This window comes from Azospirillum halopraeferens DSM 3675 (assembly GCF_000429625.1).
GTDB lineage: Bacteria > Pseudomonadota > Alphaproteobacteria > Azospirillales > Azospirillaceae > Azospirillum > Azospirillum halopraeferens.
Map to the genome: position 1 here is coordinate 171,728 of NZ_AUCF01000005.1, position 20,711 is coordinate 192,438.

At 70.6% G+C, this 20,711-nt stretch carries 21 protein-coding genes and 1 pseudogene; 8 read left to right on the top strand and 14 right to left on the bottom strand.

Annotation, left to right across the window (positions count from 1 at the left end; translation table 11 throughout):
- Positions 1-39 precede the first annotated feature (39 nt).
- The 5 genes from G472_RS0107045 to G472_RS0107065 all read left to right on the top strand — a co-directional run bounded on the left by G472_RS0107045 (position 40) and on the right by G472_RS0107065 (position 3,112).
- The gene (locus G472_RS0107045) at positions 40-495 is read left to right on the top strand and encodes a hypothetical protein (RefSeq protein WP_029007813.1); all 456 of its coding nucleotides are present in this window, start codon (positions 40-42) and stop codon (positions 493-495) included.
- Positions 496-614: 119 nt separating this feature from the next.
- Positions 615-941, top strand: coding sequence for a PGPGW domain-containing protein (locus G472_RS31735; RefSeq protein WP_051340526.1), 327 nt, complete (start codon positions 615-617; stop codon positions 939-941).
- A 71-nt stretch (positions 942-1,012) separates the two neighbouring features.
- Entirely contained in the window at positions 1,013-1,324 is a 312-nt protein-coding gene (locus G472_RS38735) for a hypothetical protein (RefSeq protein ID WP_029007814.1), read from the top strand.
- Between the two features lies 1 nt (position 1,325).
- Positions 1,326-1,733, top strand: a complete 408-nt coding sequence (locus G472_RS36855; protein WP_051340527.1) for a helix-turn-helix domain-containing protein — start codon at positions 1,326-1,328, stop codon at positions 1,731-1,733.
- 194 nt (positions 1,734-1,927) lie between these two features.
- On the top strand, positions 1,928-3,112 hold the full coding sequence (locus G472_RS0107065; RefSeq protein WP_029007815.1) for an aminotransferase: 1,185 nt from the start codon (positions 1,928-1,930) through the stop codon (positions 3,110-3,112).
- Between the two features lie 16 nt (positions 3,113-3,128).
- On the opposite strand, the pseudogene G472_RS31745 reads toward G472_RS0107065, so the two are convergent.
- The 13 genes and pseudogenes from G472_RS31745 to fdhD form a co-directional block, all read right to left on the bottom strand.
- A pseudogene (locus G472_RS31745) lies at positions 3,129-5,015 on the bottom strand (methyl-accepting chemotaxis protein); the annotation flags it as partial.
- A gap of 281 nt (positions 5,016-5,296) precedes the next feature.
- A complete protein-coding gene (locus G472_RS0107075; RefSeq protein WP_029007816.1) occupies positions 5,297-5,998 on the bottom strand; it encodes a class II aldolase/adducin family protein in 702 nt (233 codons plus the stop codon).
- Between the two features lie 74 nt (positions 5,999-6,072).
- Positions 6,073-7,032: a WD40 repeat domain-containing protein gene (locus G472_RS0107080; protein ID WP_211100154.1), complete on the bottom strand. Its 960-nt coding sequence runs from the start codon at positions 7,030-7,032 to the stop codon at positions 6,073-6,075.
- A 17-nt stretch (positions 7,033-7,049) separates the two neighbouring features.
- On the bottom strand, positions 7,050-8,114 hold the full coding sequence (locus G472_RS31750; protein WP_084536500.1) for a formate dehydrogenase subunit gamma: 1,065 nt from the start codon (positions 8,112-8,114) through the stop codon (positions 7,050-7,052).
- Positions 8,115-8,144: 30 nt separating this feature from the next.
- Positions 8,145-8,345 carry a hypothetical protein gene (locus G472_RS31755; RefSeq protein ID WP_035691443.1) on the bottom strand — a complete coding sequence of 67 codons (201 nt, stop codon included), beginning with the start codon at positions 8,343-8,345 and terminating at the stop codon, positions 8,145-8,147.
- A gap of 79 nt (positions 8,346-8,424) precedes the next feature.
- On the bottom strand, positions 8,425-9,021 hold the full coding sequence (gene fdh3B / locus G472_RS0107095; RefSeq protein ID WP_029007818.1) for a formate dehydrogenase FDH3 subunit beta: 597 nt from the start codon (positions 9,019-9,021) through the stop codon (positions 8,425-8,427).
- Positions 9,022-9,040: 19 nt separating this feature from the next.
- Entirely contained in the window at positions 9,041-11,929 is a 2,889-nt protein-coding gene (locus G472_RS0107100; RefSeq protein WP_029007819.1) for a formate dehydrogenase subunit alpha, read from the bottom strand.
- A gap of 14 nt (positions 11,930-11,943) precedes the next feature.
- On the bottom strand, positions 11,944-12,144 hold the full coding sequence (locus G472_RS0107105) for a hypothetical protein (RefSeq protein ID WP_035691444.1): 201 nt from the start codon (positions 12,142-12,144) through the stop codon (positions 11,944-11,946).
- A gap of 58 nt (positions 12,145-12,202) precedes the next feature.
- The gene (locus G472_RS0107110) at positions 12,203-12,814 is read right to left on the bottom strand and encodes a TorD/DmsD family molecular chaperone (RefSeq protein WP_029007821.1); all 612 of its coding nucleotides are present in this window, start codon (positions 12,812-12,814) and stop codon (positions 12,203-12,205) included.
- Positions 12,815-13,144: 330 nt separating this feature from the next.
- On the bottom strand, positions 13,145-13,795 hold the full coding sequence (locus G472_RS31760; RefSeq protein WP_051340529.1) for a DUF3306 domain-containing protein: 651 nt from the start codon (positions 13,793-13,795) through the stop codon (positions 13,145-13,147).
- On the bottom strand, positions 13,792-14,343 hold the full coding sequence (locus tag G472_RS0107120) for a DUF3305 domain-containing protein (protein ID WP_051340530.1): 552 nt from the start codon (positions 14,341-14,343) through the stop codon (positions 13,792-13,794). The genes G472_RS31760 and G472_RS0107120 overlap by 4 nt, the downstream gene beginning before the upstream one ends.
- Positions 14,344-14,383: 40 nt before the next feature.
- Positions 14,384-15,016: a molybdenum cofactor guanylyltransferase MobA gene (mobA, locus tag G472_RS0107125; protein WP_029007823.1), complete on the bottom strand. Its 633-nt coding sequence runs from the start codon at positions 15,014-15,016 to the stop codon at positions 14,384-14,386.
- Complete coding sequence (gene fdhD / locus G472_RS0107130) at positions 15,006-15,887, bottom strand: formate dehydrogenase accessory sulfurtransferase FdhD (RefSeq protein ID WP_029007824.1); 882 nt, start codon at positions 15,885-15,887, stop codon at positions 15,006-15,008. The genes mobA and fdhD overlap by 11 nt, the downstream gene beginning before the upstream one ends.
- A gap of 121 nt (positions 15,888-16,008) precedes the next feature.
- Between fdhD and G472_RS0107135 the strand changes: the two genes are divergently transcribed.
- On the top strand, positions 16,009-16,713 hold the full coding sequence (locus G472_RS0107135; RefSeq protein WP_029007825.1) for an ABC transporter permease: 705 nt from the start codon (positions 16,009-16,011) through the stop codon (positions 16,711-16,713).
- Between the two features lie 48 nt (positions 16,714-16,761).
- Entirely contained in the window at positions 16,762-17,595 is an 834-nt protein-coding gene (locus G472_RS0107140) for an ABC transporter substrate-binding protein (RefSeq protein ID WP_029007826.1), read from the top strand.
- Between the two features lie 5 nt (positions 17,596-17,600).
- On the opposite strand, the gene G472_RS0107145 is transcribed toward G472_RS0107140, so the two are convergent.
- On the bottom strand, positions 17,601-18,494 hold the full coding sequence (locus G472_RS0107145; RefSeq protein WP_211100155.1) for a helix-turn-helix transcriptional regulator: 894 nt from the start codon (positions 18,492-18,494) through the stop codon (positions 17,601-17,603).
- A gap of 132 nt (positions 18,495-18,626) precedes the next feature.
- Here G472_RS0107145 and G472_RS31765 point away from each other — a divergent pair, with 132 nt between their 5' ends.
- The gene (locus G472_RS31765; RefSeq protein ID WP_035691446.1) at positions 18,627-20,690 is read left to right on the top strand and encodes a 4Fe-4S dicluster domain-containing protein; all 2,064 of its coding nucleotides are present in this window, start codon (positions 18,627-18,629) and stop codon (positions 20,688-20,690) included.
- The last annotated feature ends 21 nt before the right edge of the window (positions 20,691-20,711 follow it).

The window sequence follows — 20,711 nt, forward strand, 5'->3', positions numbered from 1 at the left end:
CGCTCTTCCCCGTCGGGGAAAACCAGACCGGAGGCGGTCATGCCCGTTATGCGCCGTTATCTCGTCCGGGAGGAATCGGGCCGGCTCGTCGATCTGCCGAGCCGGGCCTTCGACCATGCCGACGACGGCGTGGCCCCCATCCCCGCGTTCGCCGGACGTTGCGTGGACCTGGTGTCGGCCATCGTCGTCGCCGAACAGGGGGCGCAGCCCCATGTGGCCGAGGTGGCCTTCACCAAGCTCTATTTCGACGACTCGGGCTTCATCGACGCGCGCAAGCGCGAGCGCATGATCCGTCTGATGCTGGAGAGCTGCGCGGACCGCCGCTGCCGTTCGCCGGAGACGCCCGGCTGCGGCGACCTCAACCGCCGCGCCTTCGCCGCCCGCTCCGAGCTGGCGCGGGAGTTCGGCTGGCAACCCGGCCCGGCCGAGGTGAATGAGGTGCTGCACCGCCTGGACCTGCGCGGCGCCGGCGCCACGGCCGCCACCGTCCACTGACGGCACGTCCACCGGCGGTGCTTGCGACCTTTCGGTGACGGTTGCCGAATCCCGTTCCACCTCGGGCGGAAATCCCCTATGCCGTCGGCTGCCCCGTTCCCGCACCCGCCGGTTCTTCCATGCCCCGTTCCGCCGCCGCTCCGCGCCTGACCTTCGCCCGCGCGCGCACGCGGCTGCTGGTCGGGTTGGGATGGGTCATCATCGCCATCGGCGTGATCATCACCCCGATCCCGGGGCCCGGCGGCGTGCCGGTCGCCTTCGTCGGCGGCCTGCTGGTGCTGCGCCACTCCCCCGACTCCCGCCGCCTGTTCGTGCGCATGAAGAAGCGTCATCCCCGGTTCCTGGCACCCTTCGAGCGCATCCGCACCTTCTTCCGCCGCCGCCGCCAGCGGATCGCCGCGACCGGACGGGCCCGGGGGTTTCCGGCCGTCGTGGGCCAACGCTGACCGGAGCGGGGGAGGACGGGCGGTGAATTTATGCGCTTCCTGGACGTACGCGTGACGCGTACCATATCGGCATGTGGACCGTCGACGATGTCACCGTGGACCTTGATGAGGCGGAGTGGCCGGTGGTCATCATCACCGTCACGACCCCGGCCGGAACGCTGCGGATCGCCGGCAACGTGACGGTGGAGAAGGATGTGCTGGTCATCGACCAGGCCCACGTTGAAGGATTATCGCCGGGTGCTTTGGGGCGGTCGGGACTAAACGTCGTTGGCCGCAAGGTGATGGAGATTGCCAATGTCCGGGAAGTTGTCATTCAGGGAGCAACTCGAACGACGGGAAAACACAGGGGCCGAGTGCCGAGCTGCATCCGATTCCCCCGTTAGTGTGGTTCTGCGGCTCTGCGGGGAGGTTCAGCATCCCGTCACGTTGATCCAAACTCTGGCGTCCTGGGGACCGGGGCTCCGCAAGTCCCATGAGATCGTCACCCGGCTGGTTGCCGGGGAAAGGGTGCCGGTGCTGTTGGCGAACGCTCCGGAGCCGGTCGAAGTCATCTCCACCCTGGCCCGGCTGGGTGTCGCGGTGAACGTCCCGCACCCACCGGCGGCCGTCGACGTGAAAGCGATCCGGGCCAAGCTCGGACTGTCCCAGAAGGAGTTCGCGGCCCGGTTCTGCTTTGACGTCGGTTCCGTACAGAACTGGGAACAGGGGCGGTATATCCCCGATCCCCCGACCCGCATCCTCCTCAAGGTCATCGAACAGCACCCCGAGGCCGTCGAGGACGTGCTGGGGTAGAGGGACAGCGGGGAATCCCGAACAGGCCGACCCCGGGCCGGCAAGGCCCGGCGGACGAGTGTCGTTCATCTTGACGCCCCGCGTCGGCGGGCGTTCTATCCTCGCTCGAAGTCGGGTGGGGGCTGCATCGGTCCGGCCGGTCGCCGATCCGTCGCCACGGACCCCACCTCGCCCAACCACACCGGCGGTGTTCGATGCAGACGTCCGATAAGCCGACGGGGACCTACCCGGGTCGGCGGGAGCTTGACCTCCCGGTAACCATCTTCGAGGTGATGTCGCGCCTGTCGGAGGAGCACGGCGCCATCAACCTGGGCCAGGGCTTTCCCGATGACCGCGGTCCGGCCGACGTGCTGGAGGCGGCGGCGGCGGCGCTGCTGGAGGGCTGGAACCAATACCCGTCGATGATGGGCACGCCGGAGCTGCGCCGGGCGGTGGCCGAGCACGGGCGGCGCTTCTACGGCCTGGACCTGGACTGGAAGACCGAGACGATGGTCACCTCCGGCGCCACCGAGGCGCTGACCGCCTGCCTGCTCGGCCTGATCGAGCCGGGCGACGAGGTGGTCCTGTTCCAGCCCATGTACGACAGCTACCTGCCCATCGTCCGGCTGGCCGGCGGCGTTCCCCGTTTCGTCACCCTGACGGGCCCGGACTGGAGCTTCAGCCGCGCCGACCTGGAGGCGGCCTTCTCGGCGAAGACCAAGCTGGTGGTGATCAACGACCCGCTGAACCCCGCCGCCAAGGTCTACACCCGCGCCGAGCTGGAACTGCTGGCGGAGTTCGTGCTGCGGTTCGACGCCTACGCCGTCTGCGACGAGGTGTACGAGCACATCGTCTTCGACGGACGTGCCCACATCCCGCTGATGACCCTGCCGGGCATGCGCGAGCGCTGCCTGAAGATCGGCTCGGCCGGCAAGACCTTCTCGCTGACGGGCTGGAAGGTCGGCTACGTCAGCGCCGCTCCCCACCTGCTGCAACCGGTGGCGAAGGCGCACCAGTTCCTCACCTTCACCACGCCGCCCAACCTGCAGACCGCCGTCGCCTACGGGCTGGGCAAGGACGACGCCTATTTCGCCGGGCTGGCGGCGACGCTCGGGGCCAAGCGCGACCGGCTGTCCGCCGGCCTCGCCGCCGCCGGGCTGGAGGTGCTGCCCTCGGCCGGCACCTACTTCGTCACCGCCGACATCCGCGCCACCGGCTTCGACGGCGACGACCGGGCGTTCTGCCGCTGGCTGACGGCCGAAGCCGGGGTGGCCGCCATACCGGTCAGCGCCTTCTATGTGGAGAACGCCCCCGCCACGGTCATCCGCTTCTGCTTCAGCAAGTCCGACGCGGTGCTGGACGAGGCGGTCGCCCGCCTCGCCCGCCGCTTCCGGCGGTAGGTGGGCGCCGGCCGCCCTACTCCGCCGCGCGCCGCGTCGCGTCGGCGGCGCCCTGCCCCGCCGTCGCGCGGATGTCGTCGAGGGCGCGGCTGACCACCGAACGCAGCGAATCCGCCTGCTGCGACAGGGTGCGGCCGGCGTCGAGCACATCGCCCGACGCGCTGCCGGTCTGCTGCACGGCGGCGGTGACGGTGGCGATGTTGGTGGACACCTGGCGCGTGCCCTCGGCCGCCTGCTCCACGTTGCGGGCGATCTCGGCGGTGGCGGCGCCCTGCTCCTCGATGGCGGAGGCGATGGCGGTGGTCACCTCGCTCATGTGGCTGATGGTGCGGCCCACCTCGGCGATCGCCGTCACCGCCTCGTCGGTGCTGCCCTGGACGGCGGCGATCTGCGCCGCGATGTCGTCGGTCGCTTTGGCCGCCTGGTTGGCCAGGTTCTTCACCTCCCCGGCGACCACAGCGAAGCCCTTGCCGGCTTCGCCGGCGCGCGCCGCCTCGATGGTGGCGTTCAGCGCCAGCAGGTTGGTCTGGGCGGCAATCTCGGTGATGAACCGCACCACCTCGCCGATCTTCTCCACAGACCGCACCAGGGCGGCGATGCGTTCATTGGCACGGTCGGCGTCCTGAACCGCCGAGGCGGCGATGGTCGACGACCGGGTCACTTGCCGGCCGATCTCGGCAATGGAGGAGGACAGCTCGGTCGTCGCCGCGGAGACGGTCTGCACGTTGACTGACGCCTCGCGCGCCGCGGAGGCAACGGCGGTGGCGCCGCCGGCCGCCTGATCCACGGTGCGGGCCATGGTTTCCGCCGTGTCCAGCATGCCGCGCGAGGCCGTGGCGATGCCCTCGGCCACCTGGCCGAGGTTGCTCTCCAGCCCGTCGGCGATGCGCCGCACCACCGCGCACCGCTCCGCCTCCGAGCGCAGGCGCATGGCCTCCTGCGCGGCGTGCAGTTCCCGGTTTTCCTCGGCGTTGCGCTTGAACACGGCGACCGCCCGCGCCATCGCGCCGATCTCGTCGCCGCGCTCCGTCGCCGGAACCGCCAGCGTCAGGTCACCGGCGGCCAGCCCGTTCATGACCTTCGCCATACCGTGCAGCGGCCGGCTGATGGAGCGCGCCATCAGCCACGCCAGCCCCAACCCGACCACCAGCACGGCGCCGCCGATCGCCAGGGCGGTGTTGCGGGCCGCCGCGAACTGGGCCGCGAACTCGCTGGTGTCCATCAGGATCTCGACCACTGCGGCCGGCTTGCCGGAGTAGTCGGGCATGGCCGCGATCAGGGCGGCGTAGGGAACGCCGCCCACCACCGCACGGCGGACCGGCGCCTCACCGGCCAGAGCCGCGCGGCGGTCGGCGTCGTTGGCCAGCGACATCTCGGTGGTGGCGGCCAGCCGCTTGAAGGCGCCGTCCGGCTGCTCGATGGCGACGACGGCGTCGACGCCGAAGCGGGTCTTGAGTTCGTCGACGAAGCTGCGGCCGAAGTCCATCCCGAACTCGACCGTGCCGGCATGGCGCCCGTCCGGAGCCGTCACCGGCACCACCGAGCGCACGCCCAGACCCGCCACGCCCTTCTCCAGCCCGAGCGCCGGCGCTCGGGCCGCGTTGGCGGCCACCACGGTGGAGCGGAAGGAGGACAGGTCATCGCCGAACTTCTGCGGCATGTGGAGACGCAGCCATGAGGTCGCCGGCGGCGTGTGGAACTGGAACTGCTCGACCCCGTAGCCGCTCTTCAGGCGCGTGAAGGGCTCCAGGAACATCGCGGCGACACGGTCGCGGTCGCCGTCGGCGAAGGCCGACCGCGCCTCGGGCATGGCGGCGACGAAGGTCGCGAGCGCCGCGCCGGTGGTGGTGCGCATGGCCGTCACGGCGTTGAGCGCGTGCAGATAGCCGTTCAGCTCGCGCTCCTCAGCCCGCTGCGTCGCCCGCGACAGGTTGTCGAGCATGACCGGAACCAGGACCGCGACGGTGAGGCACAGCAGGGTGGCGAACGCCAGTGCGACACGGATCTTGATGGATAGTTTGGCGAACATGACACACCTCCTGTGCGCCGTCACCCGACCGGCGGCCATGGCCGCCGGGACCTCACATGTGCTTCAATCTCGAAGTGTGGGCGTCGGACGGGTACAACGGCGATGCAAATTCGACATGGCGGGACAGCGTTCCAATCATACTCTTCTAATGCACGTCATTGTTCCATGTCATTGTTCATCCCTTCGACGGAGGAGGACGGGGTTGAGGCGGAGGGATCCCCGTACCCCATGGCCCGCATCTTCCGCGCAACCCTGGCGATCTCATCGGGCGGCAGGATCGTCGGGCTGCCCAGGCTGAGGGCGTAGACGTACTGGCGCGCCAGGGCTTCGACCTCCACGGCGAGCGCCAGCGCCGCCTTCAGGGAGCGGCCCAGCACAACCATGCCGTGATTGCCCAGCAGGCAGGCCAACCGTCCCTCCAGCGCTTCAAGCGCGTGATCCGACAGTTCCTGCGTCCCGAAGGTGGCGTACGGCGCACATCGAATCGAATCACCGCCGGCCAGGGCCACCATGTAATGGAAGGCGGGGATGCCGCGCCCGTGCACCGCGAGCGCCGTGGCGAAGGTGGGATGGGCGTGCAGCACCACATCCACGTCCGGCCGCGCCGCCAGGACGTCGCGGTGGATGCGCCACTCCGACGACGGTCGCCGCAGGCTCTCGTACCGGCCGTCGAAACCCATGGCGACGATGTCGCGCGGGCGCATCTCGTCGTAGGGCAGGCCCGACGGCGTGACCAGGAAGCCGTCTCCGGCGCGCGCCGACAGGTTTCCCGATGCCCCCTGGTTGATGCCGCTCCGGTTCATGGCCAGGCAGGTGTCCACCATGGCGCGGCGCAGGGAACGGTGGGTCACGGTCATGGGCGGGGTCCGCAGCGTGTCGGGGCTCGCACCGGAGGAAGCCATGCCGGCCCGCACCGGTCAAGGCCGGCCCGTCAGCGCGCCGGCAGATGGGCCGACAGGTCCCAGACCTTCACCACGGCATCGTAACCGGCCGACAGGGCCGTCCGCCCGTCGGGCGTGTACGCCACCGCCCACACCGGCTTCGCATGCCCCTCGAACGCCGCCAGCGGCTTGCCGGCGGCGGCGTCCCACAGGCGCACGACCCGGTCCCCGCCCCCGGCCGTCAGCAGAGTCCGCCCGTCGGGGGCGAAGGCGACGGCGGTCACGAACCCCTCGTGGCCGTGCCGGGTGTCCGTCAATTGATAGTCGTCCAGGTCCCACAGCCGCAGCGTCTCGTCGGTGGACACGGTGGCGAGCCACCGCCCGTCGGGCGAGACGGCGGCGCCGTTGACGCTGCCCTCGTGCCCTTCCAGGACCGCCAGTTCCTGCCAGCCTTCGGCATCCCACACCCGCACCCGGAAATCGTAGCCCGCCGAGATCAGGCGGCGGCCATCGGGGGTGAAGGCGACGGCGTTGACGTTGGCGTCGTGCCCGGTGAGCGTCGCCAGCAGCGCCCCCGTCCGGGTGTCCCATACATTGACCGAGCGGTCCCAGCTCGCCGAAGCCAGGCGCCGGCCGTCGGGTGCCAGCGCCAGGGCGACGACGCTGTCGGCGTGCCCCTCGAAGCGGTGCAGCAGCGCCCCCGTCTCCAGGTCCCACAGCCGCACCAGCCCGTCGCGGCAGCCGGTGAGGCCGCGCCGCCCGTCGGGCAGGAACGCCACCGCGTTGACCCCGCCGCCGTGGTCGGCGAAGGCGTGCAGTTCCCGGCCGCTCGCCAGGTCCCAGAGCATGGCGGAATAGTCCCAGCTTCCGGTCAGCGCCCGGGTGCCGTCCGGCGAGACCGCCACGGCGTTGACCATGGCGCCGTGCCCCACCAGTTCGTCGCCGGCCGCGGCCGGGCCGGCGAGGGCCGCGGCCAGGGCGAACGCCAGGGGTGCCAGCGTCCGCCTCACCCGCGCCGCCGCGGACATCACTCCGCCGGCGCCGGCCCGGGGCGGCCGTGCCCGTGCCCGTGGCCATGCCCGTCGGTGGGCGGGGGCTCGCCCTTCACCTCGGCAACCCACAGGGAATGGTGCTCGCGCGCCCACTGCTCCTCGACCTGGCCGTTGCCCATGGCGTCGAAGGCGCCCTCCATGCCGATGGAGCCGATGTAGATGTGGCCGATGATGATGGCCGACAGCAGCAGCGCCGTGCCCGCGTGGATGAGCTGGTAGAGCTGCATGTCCGCCAGCGACCCGAAGTACAGCGGGAACAGAAGCTGCAGACCGGTGAAGCCGAGGACGCCGCCGCCCACCACCGTGGACCAGAAGATCAACTTCTGCCCGGCGTTGAACTTCTTCGCCGGGGGGTGGACGCCGCGGCTGAACAGACCACCGGCGCGCAGCGCCCAGCCGATGTCGGTGCGGTCGGGCAGGTTGTGGCGCACCCACAGCAGGAAGGTCAGCAGCACGCCGAGCATGAAGGCGAAGCCGAGATAATTGTGCGCCAGCTTGCCCAGCATGGTGATTTGCGCGAACGCCTCGGGCCCGATCAGCGGCAGCAGGGTGTGGCGGCCATAGAGGATGTTGAGGCCGGTCAGCGCCAGCACCACGAAGCTGCCGGCGGTCAGCCAGTGGGACGCCCGCTCCAGGGTGTTGAAACGCTCGATGGTGCGGCCGGTCTTCGCGCCGTCGATGCGGATGCGCCCGCGCAGCAGGAAGAACAGCACCAGCACGCCGAGCACACCGGCCAGCGCCAGGGCACCGTAGTCGGCCACGGGGCCGTTGCGCAGGCTGCGCCACAGTTCGCCATCCGACTGGATCAGCACGCCCGCAACGGGTCCCCCGGCGCTGACATTGCCGGTCTCACCCATGCGGATCGCCCGCCACATCTCGGCCTGGTCGCGATCGAGGGACTGGGTGGGCGGTGGCGGCGGTGCGCCGCCGCTGTCGAGCCGAATGGAGGAGGACTGCGCCAGGGCCGGCGGCGCCGGCACGCCGGCAACCGCGACGGACAGCAGCAGCGCCGCCAGGATCGTCTTGAACCAGGTGGTCATTGTTCCCGAGCCTCCCTCACTGCCCGACCGTCAATAGCGCTGCGCCGCGGCGCGGTCGCGCAGGGCGGCCCGCGCGTCGTCCGACAGCGGCGTGTCGGCGGCACCTTTGTACGTGCCCTTCTCGAAGTGAAGGACGCGGTCGCGTTCGTTCTCGTTGCAGCCGGCCAGGGCCCCCGCGGCGGCGAACGCCAGGGCGGCCAGGGCGAGGCGGCGCAAACCGGTGATGGTCATTCCCGATCCAACTCGCTGCGAAAAGACACCCCCTCCCCGGCGGACCGGGGAGGGGGAACGCGGACGAACGCCGCGGGGCTTACGAACCCGCCTTCATCTGGTAGGCGGTGCCCCAGCCCCAGGCGCCGGCACCGAAGCCGCGGGCGACCACCCGCTCGCGGTAGATGTCGGACACCTTGTCGCCGTCGCCGGCCAGCAACGCCTTGGTCGCGCACATCTCCGCGCACAGGGGCAGCTTGCCCTCGGCGAGGCGGTTGCGGCCGTACTTCTTGTACTCGGCGTCGGAGTTGTTGGCCTCCGGGCCGCCGCTGCAGAAGGTGCACTTGTCCATCTTGCCGCGGCTGCCGAAGTTGCCGGCCTGCGGGTACTGCGGCGCCCCGAAGGGGCAGGCGTAGAAGCAGTAGCCGCAGCCGATGCACAGGTCCTTGTTGTGCAGGACCACGCCTTCGGCGCTCTGGTAGAAGCAGTCCACCGGGCAGACGGCCATGCACGGCGCGTCGGAGCAGTGCATGCAGGCGACGGAGATGGAGCGTTCGCCGGGCTTGCCGTCGTTCAGCGTGACGACGCGGCGCCGGTTGATGCCCCAGGGCACCTCGTGCTCGTTCTTGCAGGCGGTGACGCAGGCGTTGCACTCGATGCAACGGTCGGCGTCGCACAGGAACTTCATGCGGGCCATGGTTCAGTCGCTCCTAAGGTCAGGCCGCCGAGACTCGGCAGAGGGTGGCCTTGGTCTCCTGCATCTGGGTGACCGAGTCGTAGCCGTAGGTCTGGGCCGTGTTCGTCGCTTCGCCCAGCACGATGGGATCGGCGCCCGACGGATACTTGCCCCGACGGTCCTCGCCCTGGAACCAGCCGCCGAAGTGGAAGGGCATGAAGGTCACGCCCTTGCCGACGCGCTCGGTCAGCATGGCCTTCACCTTGACCTTCGCCCCCTCGGGGCCGTGCACCCACACCATCTGGCCGTCCTTGATGCCCAGGCCGTTGGCGTCGAAGGGGTTGATCTCGACGAACATGTCCTGCTGCAGCTCGGCCAGCCAGGGGTTGGACCGCGTCTCGTCGCCGCCGCCCTCGTACTCCACCAGACGGCCGGAGGTGAGGATCAGCGGGAACTCCTTCGACACGTCCTTGTCCTGGATCGACTTGTACAGCGTCGGCACGCGCCAGAACTTCTGGCGGTCGGTGTAGGTCGGATAGGCCGCCACCAGGTCGCGCCGCGAGGTGTACAGCGGCTCGCGGTGCAGGGGCACCGGATCCGGGAAGGTCCAGACGATGGTGCGCGCCTTGGCATTGCCGTGCGGGCACAGGCCGTGCTTGATCGCCACGCGCTGGATGCCGCCGGACAGGTCGGTCTTCCAGTTCACCGCCTCGATCTTGGCGCCGCCGATCTCCTTGATCACCGCCATCTCGGCTTCGGTCAGATCGCCGTCCCAGCCCAGCTTCTGCAGCATGGCCATGGTGACTTCGGGGTAGCCGTCCCTGATCTCCGAGCCCACGGGGAAGGAGTTCTCGGCCAGCAGGTTCACGCCGTTGCGCTCCAGACCGAAGCGGGCGCGGAAGCCCATGCCGCCCTCGGCCACCGGCAGCGAGGTGTCGTAGAGGTTGGCGGAGCCGGGGTGCTTCAGCTCCGGCGTGCCCCAGCACGGCCACGGCAGACCGTAAAAGTCGCCGTCGCACGGGCCGCCGTTGGCGCGCAGCGTCGTACGGTCGAAGGTGTGCTGGTTCTCCATGTGGGCGCGCAGGCGCTCCGGCGACTGCCCGGACATGCCGATGGCCCACATGCCGCGGTTCCACTCGCGCACGAGGTCCTCGATGGACGGCTCGTTGCCCTGCACCGCGACGTTCTTCAGCATCGCCTCGGCGAAGCCGAACTTCTTCGCGAACAGGTACATGATCTCGTGGTCGGTCTTCGATTCGAAGAGCGGCTCGAAGATCTTCTCACGCCACTGGATCGACCGGTTGGACGCGGTGACCGACCCGTACGTCTCGTACTGGGTGGCTGCCGGCAGCAGGTACATGCCGTCCCGGCGGTCCTGCATCACCGCGGTCATCGTCGGATACGGATCGATGACGACCAGCAGTTCCAGCTTCTCCATCGCCTTCTTCATGTCGGGAAGGCGGGTCTGGCTGTTGGGGGCGTGACCCCAGAAGACCATGCCCTTGATGCTCTCGGGCTGGTCCAGGTTGTCCTTGGGCTCCAGCACGCCGTCGAACCAGCGCGACACCGGAATGCCCACCTTCTCCATCATCTCCTTGGACGCGAAGCGGGCCAGCAGGTCGTCGTAGGAGACGCCCCACACGCGCGCCCAGTGCCGCCAGGCCCCCTCGTCCAGGCCGTAGTATCCGGGCAGCGTGTCGGACAGCACGCCCAGGTCGGTGGCGCCCTGCACGTTGTCGTGGCCGCGGAAGATGTTGGTGCCGCCGCCGGCCATGCCGACGTTGCCCAGGGCGAGCTGGAGCACGCAGTACGCGCGGGTGTTGTTGTTGCCGTTGTGGTGCTGCGTGCCGCCCATGCACCACACCAGCGTGCCCGGCCGGTTGGAGGCGAGCGTGCGGGCGACGCGCTTGAGCTGGCTGCCGGGAACGCCGGTGACGCGCTCCACCTCCTCGGGCGTCCACTTGGCGACTTCGGCGCGGATCTCGTCCATGCCGTAGACGCGCTGGGCGATGTAGTCCTTGTCCTCCCAGCCGTTCTCGAAGACGTGCCAGAGGATGCCCCAGATCAGCCCCACGTCGGTGCCGGGCCGGAAGCGGATGAACTCGTCGGCCTTGGCGGCGGTGCGCGAGAAGCGCGGATCGGCGACGATCAGCGGCGCGTTGTTCTGCTCCTTCGCCTTCAGGATGTGCAGCATCGACACCGGGTGCGCCTCGGCGGCGTTGGAGCCGATGAAGAACATGCTGCGCGACTTGTGGATGTCGTTGTAGCTGTTCGTCATGGCGCCATAGCCCCACGTGTTCGCCACGCCGGCGACCGTGGTGGAATGACAGATGCGCGCCTGATGGTCGATGTTGTTGGTGCCCCAGAACGCCGCGAACTTGCGGATCAGGTAGGCCTGCTCGTTGCTGTGCTTGGCCGAGCCGAGCCAGTAGACCGAATCCGGGCCGGACTTCTCGCGGATCTCGAGCAGCTTGCTGCCGATCTCCTCGATCGCCTGGTCCCAGCTCATCCGCTGCCACTTGCCGTCCACCAGCTTGACCGGGTAGCGCAGGCGGCGGTCGCCGTGAGCGTGCTCACGCACCGACGCCCCCTTGGCGCAATGGGCGCCCAGGTTGAAGGGGCTGTCGAAGCCCGGCTCCTGGCCGATCCACACGCCGTTCTGCACCTCGGCCACCACCGTGCAGCCGACCGAGCAGTGGGTGCACACGCTTTTGACGTGCTTGATGGTGCCGGTCCCGGCGGCGGGGGTGGCGGCCTCGGCCTTCTTCACCATGCCCGGCGGCAGGGCGGCGGCGAGCGCGGCGCCGCCGGCCGCGATGCCCGACGTGCGAAGGAACGTACGCCGGTCCACGGTGTTACCGGTTATGCCGGAAACCACCTTGGCGAGCCGTGGCCCGGCGGCGGTCGCGGCCTTCTTCTTGGTCAACATGGGCGCTGTCCTCCTTAGAACCGGCTGGTCTCGTAAACCTTGCGCACGTGCTCGGTCTCGCGGTAGCCGGCGCCGTCCGGCGCGCCGGCGGCTTGCGCTTCGGGGGCGGTGGCGGAGAGTCCGACCGCGGCGGCGCCCAGCGCACCGGCGCCGAGCCCGGCGGCGCGGAACAGGTCGCGCCGCCCGAGTGTGTTTTTGTCCTTGGTGTCCGTCATCGTCCTCACCCTTTCCACCGAGACAGTAAATTCCGGGCCCGCGCGGTCCCGGGGGCGGTCACGCGGCCATCGCGAACGCCTGCCCCTCCACCTCCAGGAAGCGGCGCCCCAGCGTGCCGACCGCCCGGTAGAAGGCGGCCGAAGGGGACGTTTCCAGGTCGGCGAAAAAGCGCGACGCCCAGGGGGCGATGTGCCGGTCGTAGAAGGCGCGCTGCCCGTCCAGAGTGGCGGGAGCGTCGAATGCGCCGAAGATCAGGCCGGACATCATCTCGCACAGGGCGGCGATGTGGTCCTCCGGGTCGCGCACGTCGTCGGCCCGGGCGATGCCCAGGCGCGCCATGTCGCCGCGCAGGTCGGCCAGCGGCTTCTCATTGAGAAAGCCCGTCAGGTAGTACGAGGCATACGGGGTGAGTTCGCTGCCGCCGACGCCGATGAACAGCACCATGTGCTCTTCGACGACCGCCTCGGGACTGGCGGAGCGGGCGGCGTCGGCCAGGCCGCGGAACGCTTCGCCCAGCGGCGACCCGTCGCCGTCCATGGCGGCCAGCGCGGACAGCAGATCGTGACCCGGCGGCTGCGCCAGCAGGCGCGCCAGCAAGGCGTAGGTCCGCGCACGCAACAGATCCTCATCCGGCAAAGCCGGCGTCCCATGCTCACCGTTCGGCGACATGGCTGTCCTCCCTATGGAACGGCCGCTCCGTCTCCAACCCAAGACACGGAGCCGTCGTCCGGCGGCTCTGGCGGCCACCTTGCACGTCAGCCGCGGTTCCCGCCGGTTCACCCGGCTTGGTCCGCGTTGGTCAACTCCATGCTGCAACCGCGAATATTCCCAACGCAATCACTGGGTTACTCGCGCGTTACGGCCATTAAAGGGACATTTCGCCGCAATGTCAACAACGGGTGGTGTGACCAGCCCGGACACCAAACTCTTGCGAACAATTCGCGTTATGCTCACACACGCATATCGACTTTGGTATGGTATGAATTCCTGTCGCGGCGCCTACGCAACATGACCGGACTTCACGGCATCTTCCGGATTCTTTCCGTCGTCGCCGTCTATTAGTATTTCCTCATGAGTTGGCAGGGCGACGGTGCCGCCGGCATTCGCCGCGGTGAGCCGGTCCTCCGCCTCACGCGCCTCGGCTTCGGCTTTCGCCTCGGCTTCGGCTTCGGCTTCGGCTTCGGCTTCGGCAGCGTTCAGCATGCCTTTCCCGACACGGAACAGCGTCGACACCGTCTCGGTCCGGGAGAACAGGGCGTTGTAGTCCTCGGCGTAATCCACCAGCCCGTCGAGGTTGGCGAAGACCGGATCCGAGGCCCACAGCTTGCGCAGAGCCTGACGCTGCAACGCCTCCGGCACGCCGTCCTTCAGGAAACCGGTGAAATCGGACTCGGCGGTCAGGCTTTCCACCGGCGGCAGGTCGCGGACCGCATCCGCCTCGCGCTGTTCGGGCGTGCGCGGATCGCCCGTCGGCGGGTCGGCCGGGGGCGAAGCCGGACCTACAGCCGGCACCGGGGCCCCGCCCGGCACGGGAGGAACCGCGGCCGGGCCGCCATCCGCTGCGGCCACCGGGGCCGCGGAGCCGCGGCGGGGACGGTCGCCGGTGCGCTTCAGGCGCGACCAGCGGGACAGGAAGGCTTCGTCGCTCATCGTCCGGACTCTCCACGGGGTCCCGGCGGCGTACGGCGGCCGGGTTCTTCGGGGCGGTGGCGCTTGCGTTCGCGCTTCTCGAAGGGGACGTCGACGTGGTGCAGGGCGACGAAGTCCATGACCAGCGCCATCACCTCCGGCGGCATCGGCACGGTGTCGACCAGTTCGCCGCCGCTGACCTGGTAGGCTTCCGCCTCGTGGGCCGAGGCGGTGACGACGAACGGCACGACGCCGGCCGGGGTGCCGTCGTCGGGGCGCAGCACCACCCACAGCCGCGGCGGTTCCTGGGACAGGTTGACCTTGTACCCCTCGGTGTCCGTGCGGAACAGCTCCAGGGTCAGGGTGGCGGCGTGGAAGCGCGCCCGGTCCTCCTCCTCGCGCAGCAGGCGCCAGCCGCCGTCGACCGGCGGCGCGCCGGGGATGACCGCGACCGGGCTCCACACCGCATCCTGCCACGGCGTCACGCCGCGGCGGCGCTCCAGCACGATGCCCAGGTCCATCGTCTCGACACGGTCGAGGGCGGGGCGGTCGAGAGGGGGTGTATCCATGTCCGTACGCTCCGGCGATGCCATGCTCCGTCCTTCCGCCCTACCCCGCCACGCCGTCCCGCAGCAGCCGTTCCGCCTCCTCCAGGTCCTCGGGCCGGTTGGTGTTGAAGAAGGGGTCCACGGGGTCGGTGTCGAAGGCGGCCACCGCCAGCCGGTAGCGGCCGGTCCACACGTCCACCTTGCGCACCTCCTCCTCCACCATGGCGCGGCGCAGATCGTCGGCCAGGCGCACCGGCCACAGCCCGAACACCGGGTGGTCACGCCCGCCGGAGCGGGCGCAGGCGAGGTCGGCCCCCTCCGCCTCCACCGCCCGCACCAGCCGCGCCACCAGGTCGCGCGGCAGGAACGGCGCATCGGTGGCGAAGCTGGCCACCCAGCGGGCCTCCGGCGCCCGGGCGCGCGCCCACTCCATCCCCGTCAGCACGCCGGCCAGCGGCCCGGCGTAGCCCTCCACCACATCCGGCACCACCGGCAGGTCGAAGGCGGCGAAGCGCTGCGGGTCGCCGTTGGCGTTCAGCACCAGCGCCCCCACCTGCGGGCGCACGGCGTCGATCACCCGTTCCAGCACGCTCCGCCCGCCCAGCCGGCGCAGGGTCTTGTCGCCGCCGCCCATGCGCCGCGACAGGCCGCCGGCCAGCAGCACCCCGGCGATCGCCCCGGCTTCAGTCGTCATCGCGGCTCCCCTTGCGTTGGTGGCGGTCCGGCTCCTCGCCGGCAACCGCGGGATCGGCGTCGAAGTCCAGCCGGTCGAGGCCGGCCAGGGCGATGAAGCGCTTCCCCTTGGCCCGCCCGACCAGCGTCAGGTTGGCCTGGCGCGCCAGTTCCACCCCCCAGGCGGTGAAGCCGGAGCGGGAGACCAGGATGGGGATGCGCATCTGCACCGTCTTGATGACCATCTCACTGGTGAGCCGGCCGGTGGTGTAGAAAATCTTGTCCTCGGGGTCCACCCCGTGCAGGTGCATGTACCCGCGCACCTTGTCCACCGCGTTGTGGCGGCCGACGTCCTCCATGTAGATCAGCGGCCGGTCCTCGCGGCACAGCACGCAGCCGTGGATCGCCCCGGCCTCCAGGTACAGGCTGGGGGTGAGGTTGATCGCCTTCGACAGCGCGTAGATCCACGAGGTGCGCAGCCGCGCCTGCGGGTTCAGGCGCACCGTCTCGAACACCTCCATGACGTCGCCGAAGGCGGTGCCCTGGGCGCAGCCCGAGGTCAGCGTCTTCTTCTTCAGCTTCTGCTGATAGTCGGTGGTGCGCCCGGTGCGCACGACGACGGTGTCCGTCTCCTCGTCCACATCGACACCGGTGATGCGGTCGTCGGGGCGCAGCATGTTCTGGTTGAGCAGATAGCCGACCGCCAGATACTCCGGATAGTCGCCGATCGTCATCATGGTGACGATCTCCTGCCCGTTGAGGAACAGGGTCAGCGGCCGTTCCACCGTCACCGACGTCTCGATGGGCCGGTTCTCCTGGTCCACGCCGCCGACCCGGCGGGTCAGGCGGGGATCGGCCGGGTCCGGCCGGATGGTGAAGTCCTGCATGTCCATTCTTCGGATGGTCCTCCCCCGGCAGAGGATGGTGGCATTACCAACGTACGGCAAGCGTCCCGACACCCTTGTAAGCCATGCAGGAAAACGGCATAAGAATGCAGGTCACCGGATGGTCACCATGCACGAGTTCGCCGGCGCCTTCGCCACCGCCTTCCACCTCATCGGCACGCTCGACCCCGATCTCGTGGGCATCGTCGGGCTGTCGCTGCGCGTCAGCCTGTCCGCCGTCGCCCTGGCGGCGCTGATCGGCCTGCCCCTGGGGGCGGCGGTGGCGGCGTTCGACTTCCCCGGCCGGCGCGCCGTGGCCGTCCTGCTCAACGCCATGATGGGATTGCCGCCGGTGGTCGTCGGGCTGATCGTCTACCTCCTGCTGTCGCGCTCCGGCCCGCTGGGCGTGCTGGGGCTGCTGTTCACACCGGAGGCAATGATCATCGCCCAGGCCGTCCTGATCACCCCCATCGTCGCCGCGCTCGCCCGTCAGACGGTGGAAGACCTGCTGCTGGAGTACGGGGAGTTGCTGCGCGTGGTCGGCGCCGGCCCGGTGCGCACCATCGTCACCCTGCTGTCGGAGGGACGGGCCAGCCTGGTCACCACGGTGCTGGCCGGCTTCGGCCGCGCCTCGGCGGAGGTCGGAGCGGTGATGATCGTCGGCGGCAACATCGACCAGGTCACCCGCGTGATGACCACCGCCATCGCCCTGGAAACCAGCCGGGGCGACCTGCCGCTGGCGCTGGGCCTGGGCATGATCCTCATCGCCCTGTCCCTGGCGGTGAACGCCGCCGTCGCCGTGGTGCGCGACCGCGACCGCGCCCGCGTTCTCTGAACCCCGCTCCGCAGGCTCCGAACGACAAGACCAACGAGGGATACCATCATGCTGCGCCGCACCTTCGTCGCCGCCCTGGCGGCCGCCGCGGTCCTTGCCGGGACCATTCCCGCCGCCGCGCAGGAGCGCTTCATCACCGTCGCCTCCACCACCTCGACGGCGGACTCCGGCCTGTTCGGCGCGATCCTGCCGCATTTCACCCGCAAGACCGGCATTGCCGTGCGCGTGGTCGCCAGGGGCACGGGCCAGGCCATCGACATGGCCCGGCGCGGCGACGCCGACGTGCTGTTCGTCCATCACAAACCGTCGGAAGAGGCGTTCGTCGCCGAGGGCTTCGGTGTCGAGCGCAGGCCGGTCATGTACAACGACTTCGTCATCGTCGGCCCGGCCGCCGATCCGGCCGGCGCCGGCGGTCAACCGGACGTCGCCCGGGCGCTGGCCCGCATCGCCGCCGCCAAGGCGGATTTCATCTCGCGCGGCGACGACAGCGGCACCAACAAGGCCGAACTCGCCCTGTGGAAGACCGCGGGCATCGACCCGAAGACCGCCCCCGGCGGCTGGTACAAGGCGATCGGTCAGGGCATGGGCGCCGCCCTCAACACCGCCGCGGCGACCGGCGGCTACACCCTCAGCGACCGCGGCACCTGGATCAGCTTCAGGAACCGCCGCGATCTCCGCATCCTGGTCGAAGGCGACCAGCGCCTGTTCAACCAGTACGGCGTCATCCCGGTCAACCCGGCGAAGTTCCCGCACGTGAAGGCGCAGGACAGCCGGGCCTTCGTGGACTGGCTGGTGTCGGCCGAAGGCCAGCAGGCCATCGCCGACTACAGGATCGAGGGCGAGGCCCTGTTCTTCCCCAACGCCAACGAGCCGGGGGCCTAACCCCTTTACGGACCGTTGAACCGCACCGCACCCGTCGCCGCCACGTCGTAGCCTCCCAGCTCGGCGGCGCGGACGCGGAAGGCGTCGCCGCGGGCGAAGGCCAGCAGGGCCTGCACCGGCGGCTCGAAGTAGTCGCGCCGGCGCATCACCAGATCGAACCGCTCTTCGGCCAGCGGGATCGCCTCCAGCCGGAGCAGCCGACCGACCGCCAGCGCGCCCAACCCGGCATCGGCCCGGCCCTCCAGAACCGCCAGCCCCAGATCCATTTCGGTGCGCGCCGGAACGGGCAGCGTCTCCAGGTCGGACAGCCGCAGGCCCGCGGCGGCCAGCAGATGCTCCAGCAGCACCTGCGCGCCGGCATCGGCCTGGCGCCTCACCACCCGCGCCCGTTTTGCCGCCAGGTCCGCCGGACCGGCAATGCCCAGCGGGTTGCCGGGGGCCAGCAGCAGCGCCTGGGTGCGTCGCGCCCACTCCACCGCGACCACGTCCAGGCCGGGCAGCCCCCGCTCGATCATCGGCACGTTGTAGGCGCCGGTGTCCGGGTCGATGACGTGCAGGCCGCACACCGCCGCCTCCCCCGCGGCCAGCCGGCGCAGCCCGTCCAGGCTGCCGTCGGCGTGCACCGCGAGACCGCTGCCCGATTCCCGCACCGCCCATTCCAGCAGCGGGTCGGCGGAACCGGCGACGACCGGCGGCGGGTCGCCGCGGTCGACGCGCACGCCGGCCGGCGCGTTCTCCGCCCCCGCCGCCACCCAGCGGTCGATCAGCGCCTTGGGGAACAGCCACTTTCCGGTGACGCGCGAACACGGGATGCGCCGCGCCGCGACCAGGTCGTAAACCTTGCGTTCCTTGATGCGCAGGTAGTCGGCCACCTCGCGCGTGTTCATCATGTCGGGCATGGCCGCCGATGTCCTCGAAAAGATTCCGGTCGCCAAGTGCGGCGCACCCCAGATATAGCGGAAGACGGACAGGAGCGGGACGCCCCATCGCGCCCGCGCGAAGAAGCCCCCGGGGGGAAGAAAGTGGAAGCCATGAAGATCGCCGGCCGCACGGTTCTCGTGTGCGATTGCGGCCGCTCCATGCCGCTCGACGGGAAGGAGCTGGCCACCGCCTGCGGCGCCGACGGTGCCGCCACCGTCCACAGCCAGCTCTGCCGCGGCGAACTGGACCGCTTCGAACGCCACGCCGCGGCCGGCGGCGCGCCGCTGCTGGTCGCCTGCACCCAGGAAGCCCCGCTGTTCACCGAGATCGCCGGCCAGGCCAACCCCGACGCGGCGCTGAGCTTCGTCAACATCCGCGAAACCGCCGGCTGGTCGCAGGACGCCGGCGCCGCCCTGCCCAAGATGGCTGCCCTGATCGCCGAGGCGGCGCCGGAGGTGCCGCCCACCGGCACGGTGACGCTGAAATCCGAAGGCGTATGCCTGGTGTACGGCACCGACGAGCGCGCCATCGAGGCGGCCCGCCGTCTGGCCGGCCGTCTCGACGTGACGGTGCTGCTGAGCCGCCCGCGCGACGTGCCGCCGCCCCGCGTCATGGACGTTCCGGTGTTCAAAGGCACGGTGCGCGCTGCGCGCGGCCGGCTGGGGCAGTTCGAGATCGTGGTGGACGACTACGCCCCGGCGGTGCCCTCCTCCCGCGACGCCCTGCGCTTCGAGGCGGCGCGCCAGGGGGCGGCGTCGCGCTGCGACGTCATCCTCGACCTCACCGGCGGCCCGCCGCTGTTCCCGGCCCACGGCCGGCGCGACGGCTATCTGCGCCCCGATCCCGACGACCCCGCGGCGGTGGCGCGGGCGCTGTTCGACGCGGCCGATCTGGTGGGCGAGTTCGAGAAGCCGCGCTACGTCGCCTTCAAGGCGGACCTGTGCGCCCATTCCCGCAGCCGGCAGACGGGCTGCACCCGCTGCCTGGACGTCTGCCCCACCGGCGCCATCGCGCCGGCCGGCGATCACGTGGCCATCGACCCGTACGTGTGCGCCGGCTGCGGCTCCTGCGCCGCGGTGTGCCCGACCGGTGCGGCCACCTATGCCCTGCCGCCGCTGCAGTCGCTGTTCGACCGGCTGCGCACGCTGCTCGGCACATACCACCGCGCCGGCGGGCGCGACGCCGTGCTGCTGGTGCACGACCCGCGCCATGGCGCCGATGTCATCTCCCTGATGGCCCGCCACGGCCGCGGCCTGCCGGCCGCCGTGCTGCCGTTCGCGGTGCACGAGGTGACGCAGCTCGGCCTCGACTTCTTCGCCGTGGCCCACGCGTACGGCGCGGCGCAGATCCGCGTGCTGACCGGCCCGGCCAATACGGGGGAGACGGCGGGGCTCGCCAGCCAGATCGGCCTGATCGAGACGGCGATGAGCGGGCTCGGCTACGGCTCCGGCCGGGTCGGCGTCATCGACGATGCCGATCCCGACGCGGTGGAGGCGGCGTTGTGGAGCCTGCCCGCCATCGCGGCGCCCGCCCCCGGCAGCTTCCTGCCCATGGGCGGCAAGCGTACGCTGGTGATGCTGGCCCTGCGCCACCTGCACGCGGCGGCGCCGCAGCCGGTGGAGGTGCTGCCCCTTCCCGCCGGCGCCCCCTTCGGCGGGGTGGCGGTGAACACCGACGGCTGTACGCTCTGCCTGTCCTGCGTCGGCGCCTGCCCCACCGGGGCGCTGCTCGACAATCCGGACAAGCCGATGCTGAGCTTCACCCGGGACGCCTGCGTGCAGTGCGGCCTGTGCCGCAGCACCTGCCCGGAGAAGGTGGTGTCGCTGGTGCCGGAGATCGACTTCCGCGACTCCGCCCGCCGCCCCGTGGTGATCAAGGAGGAGGAGCCGTTCTGCTGCGTGCGCTGCGGCAAGCCCTTCGCCACCAAATCGGCGATCGACAAGATCGTCACCGCCCTGGCGGGCCGGCACTGGATGTTCGCCACGCCGGAAGCGGCCAACCGCATCCGCATGTGCGAGGACTGCCGCGTGGTCGACCAGTTCGAGCGCGACGACCCCTTCAAGCTGGGCGGCCCGCGCGTGCCGCGCACCACCGAGGACTATCTGCGGGAACGGGACGAGCGCAAGGTCACCGCGGCCGGCGCGCAGAACGAGGGGACCGACGACGGCGCCTGACGGCGGTCCGCCACCCGTGAG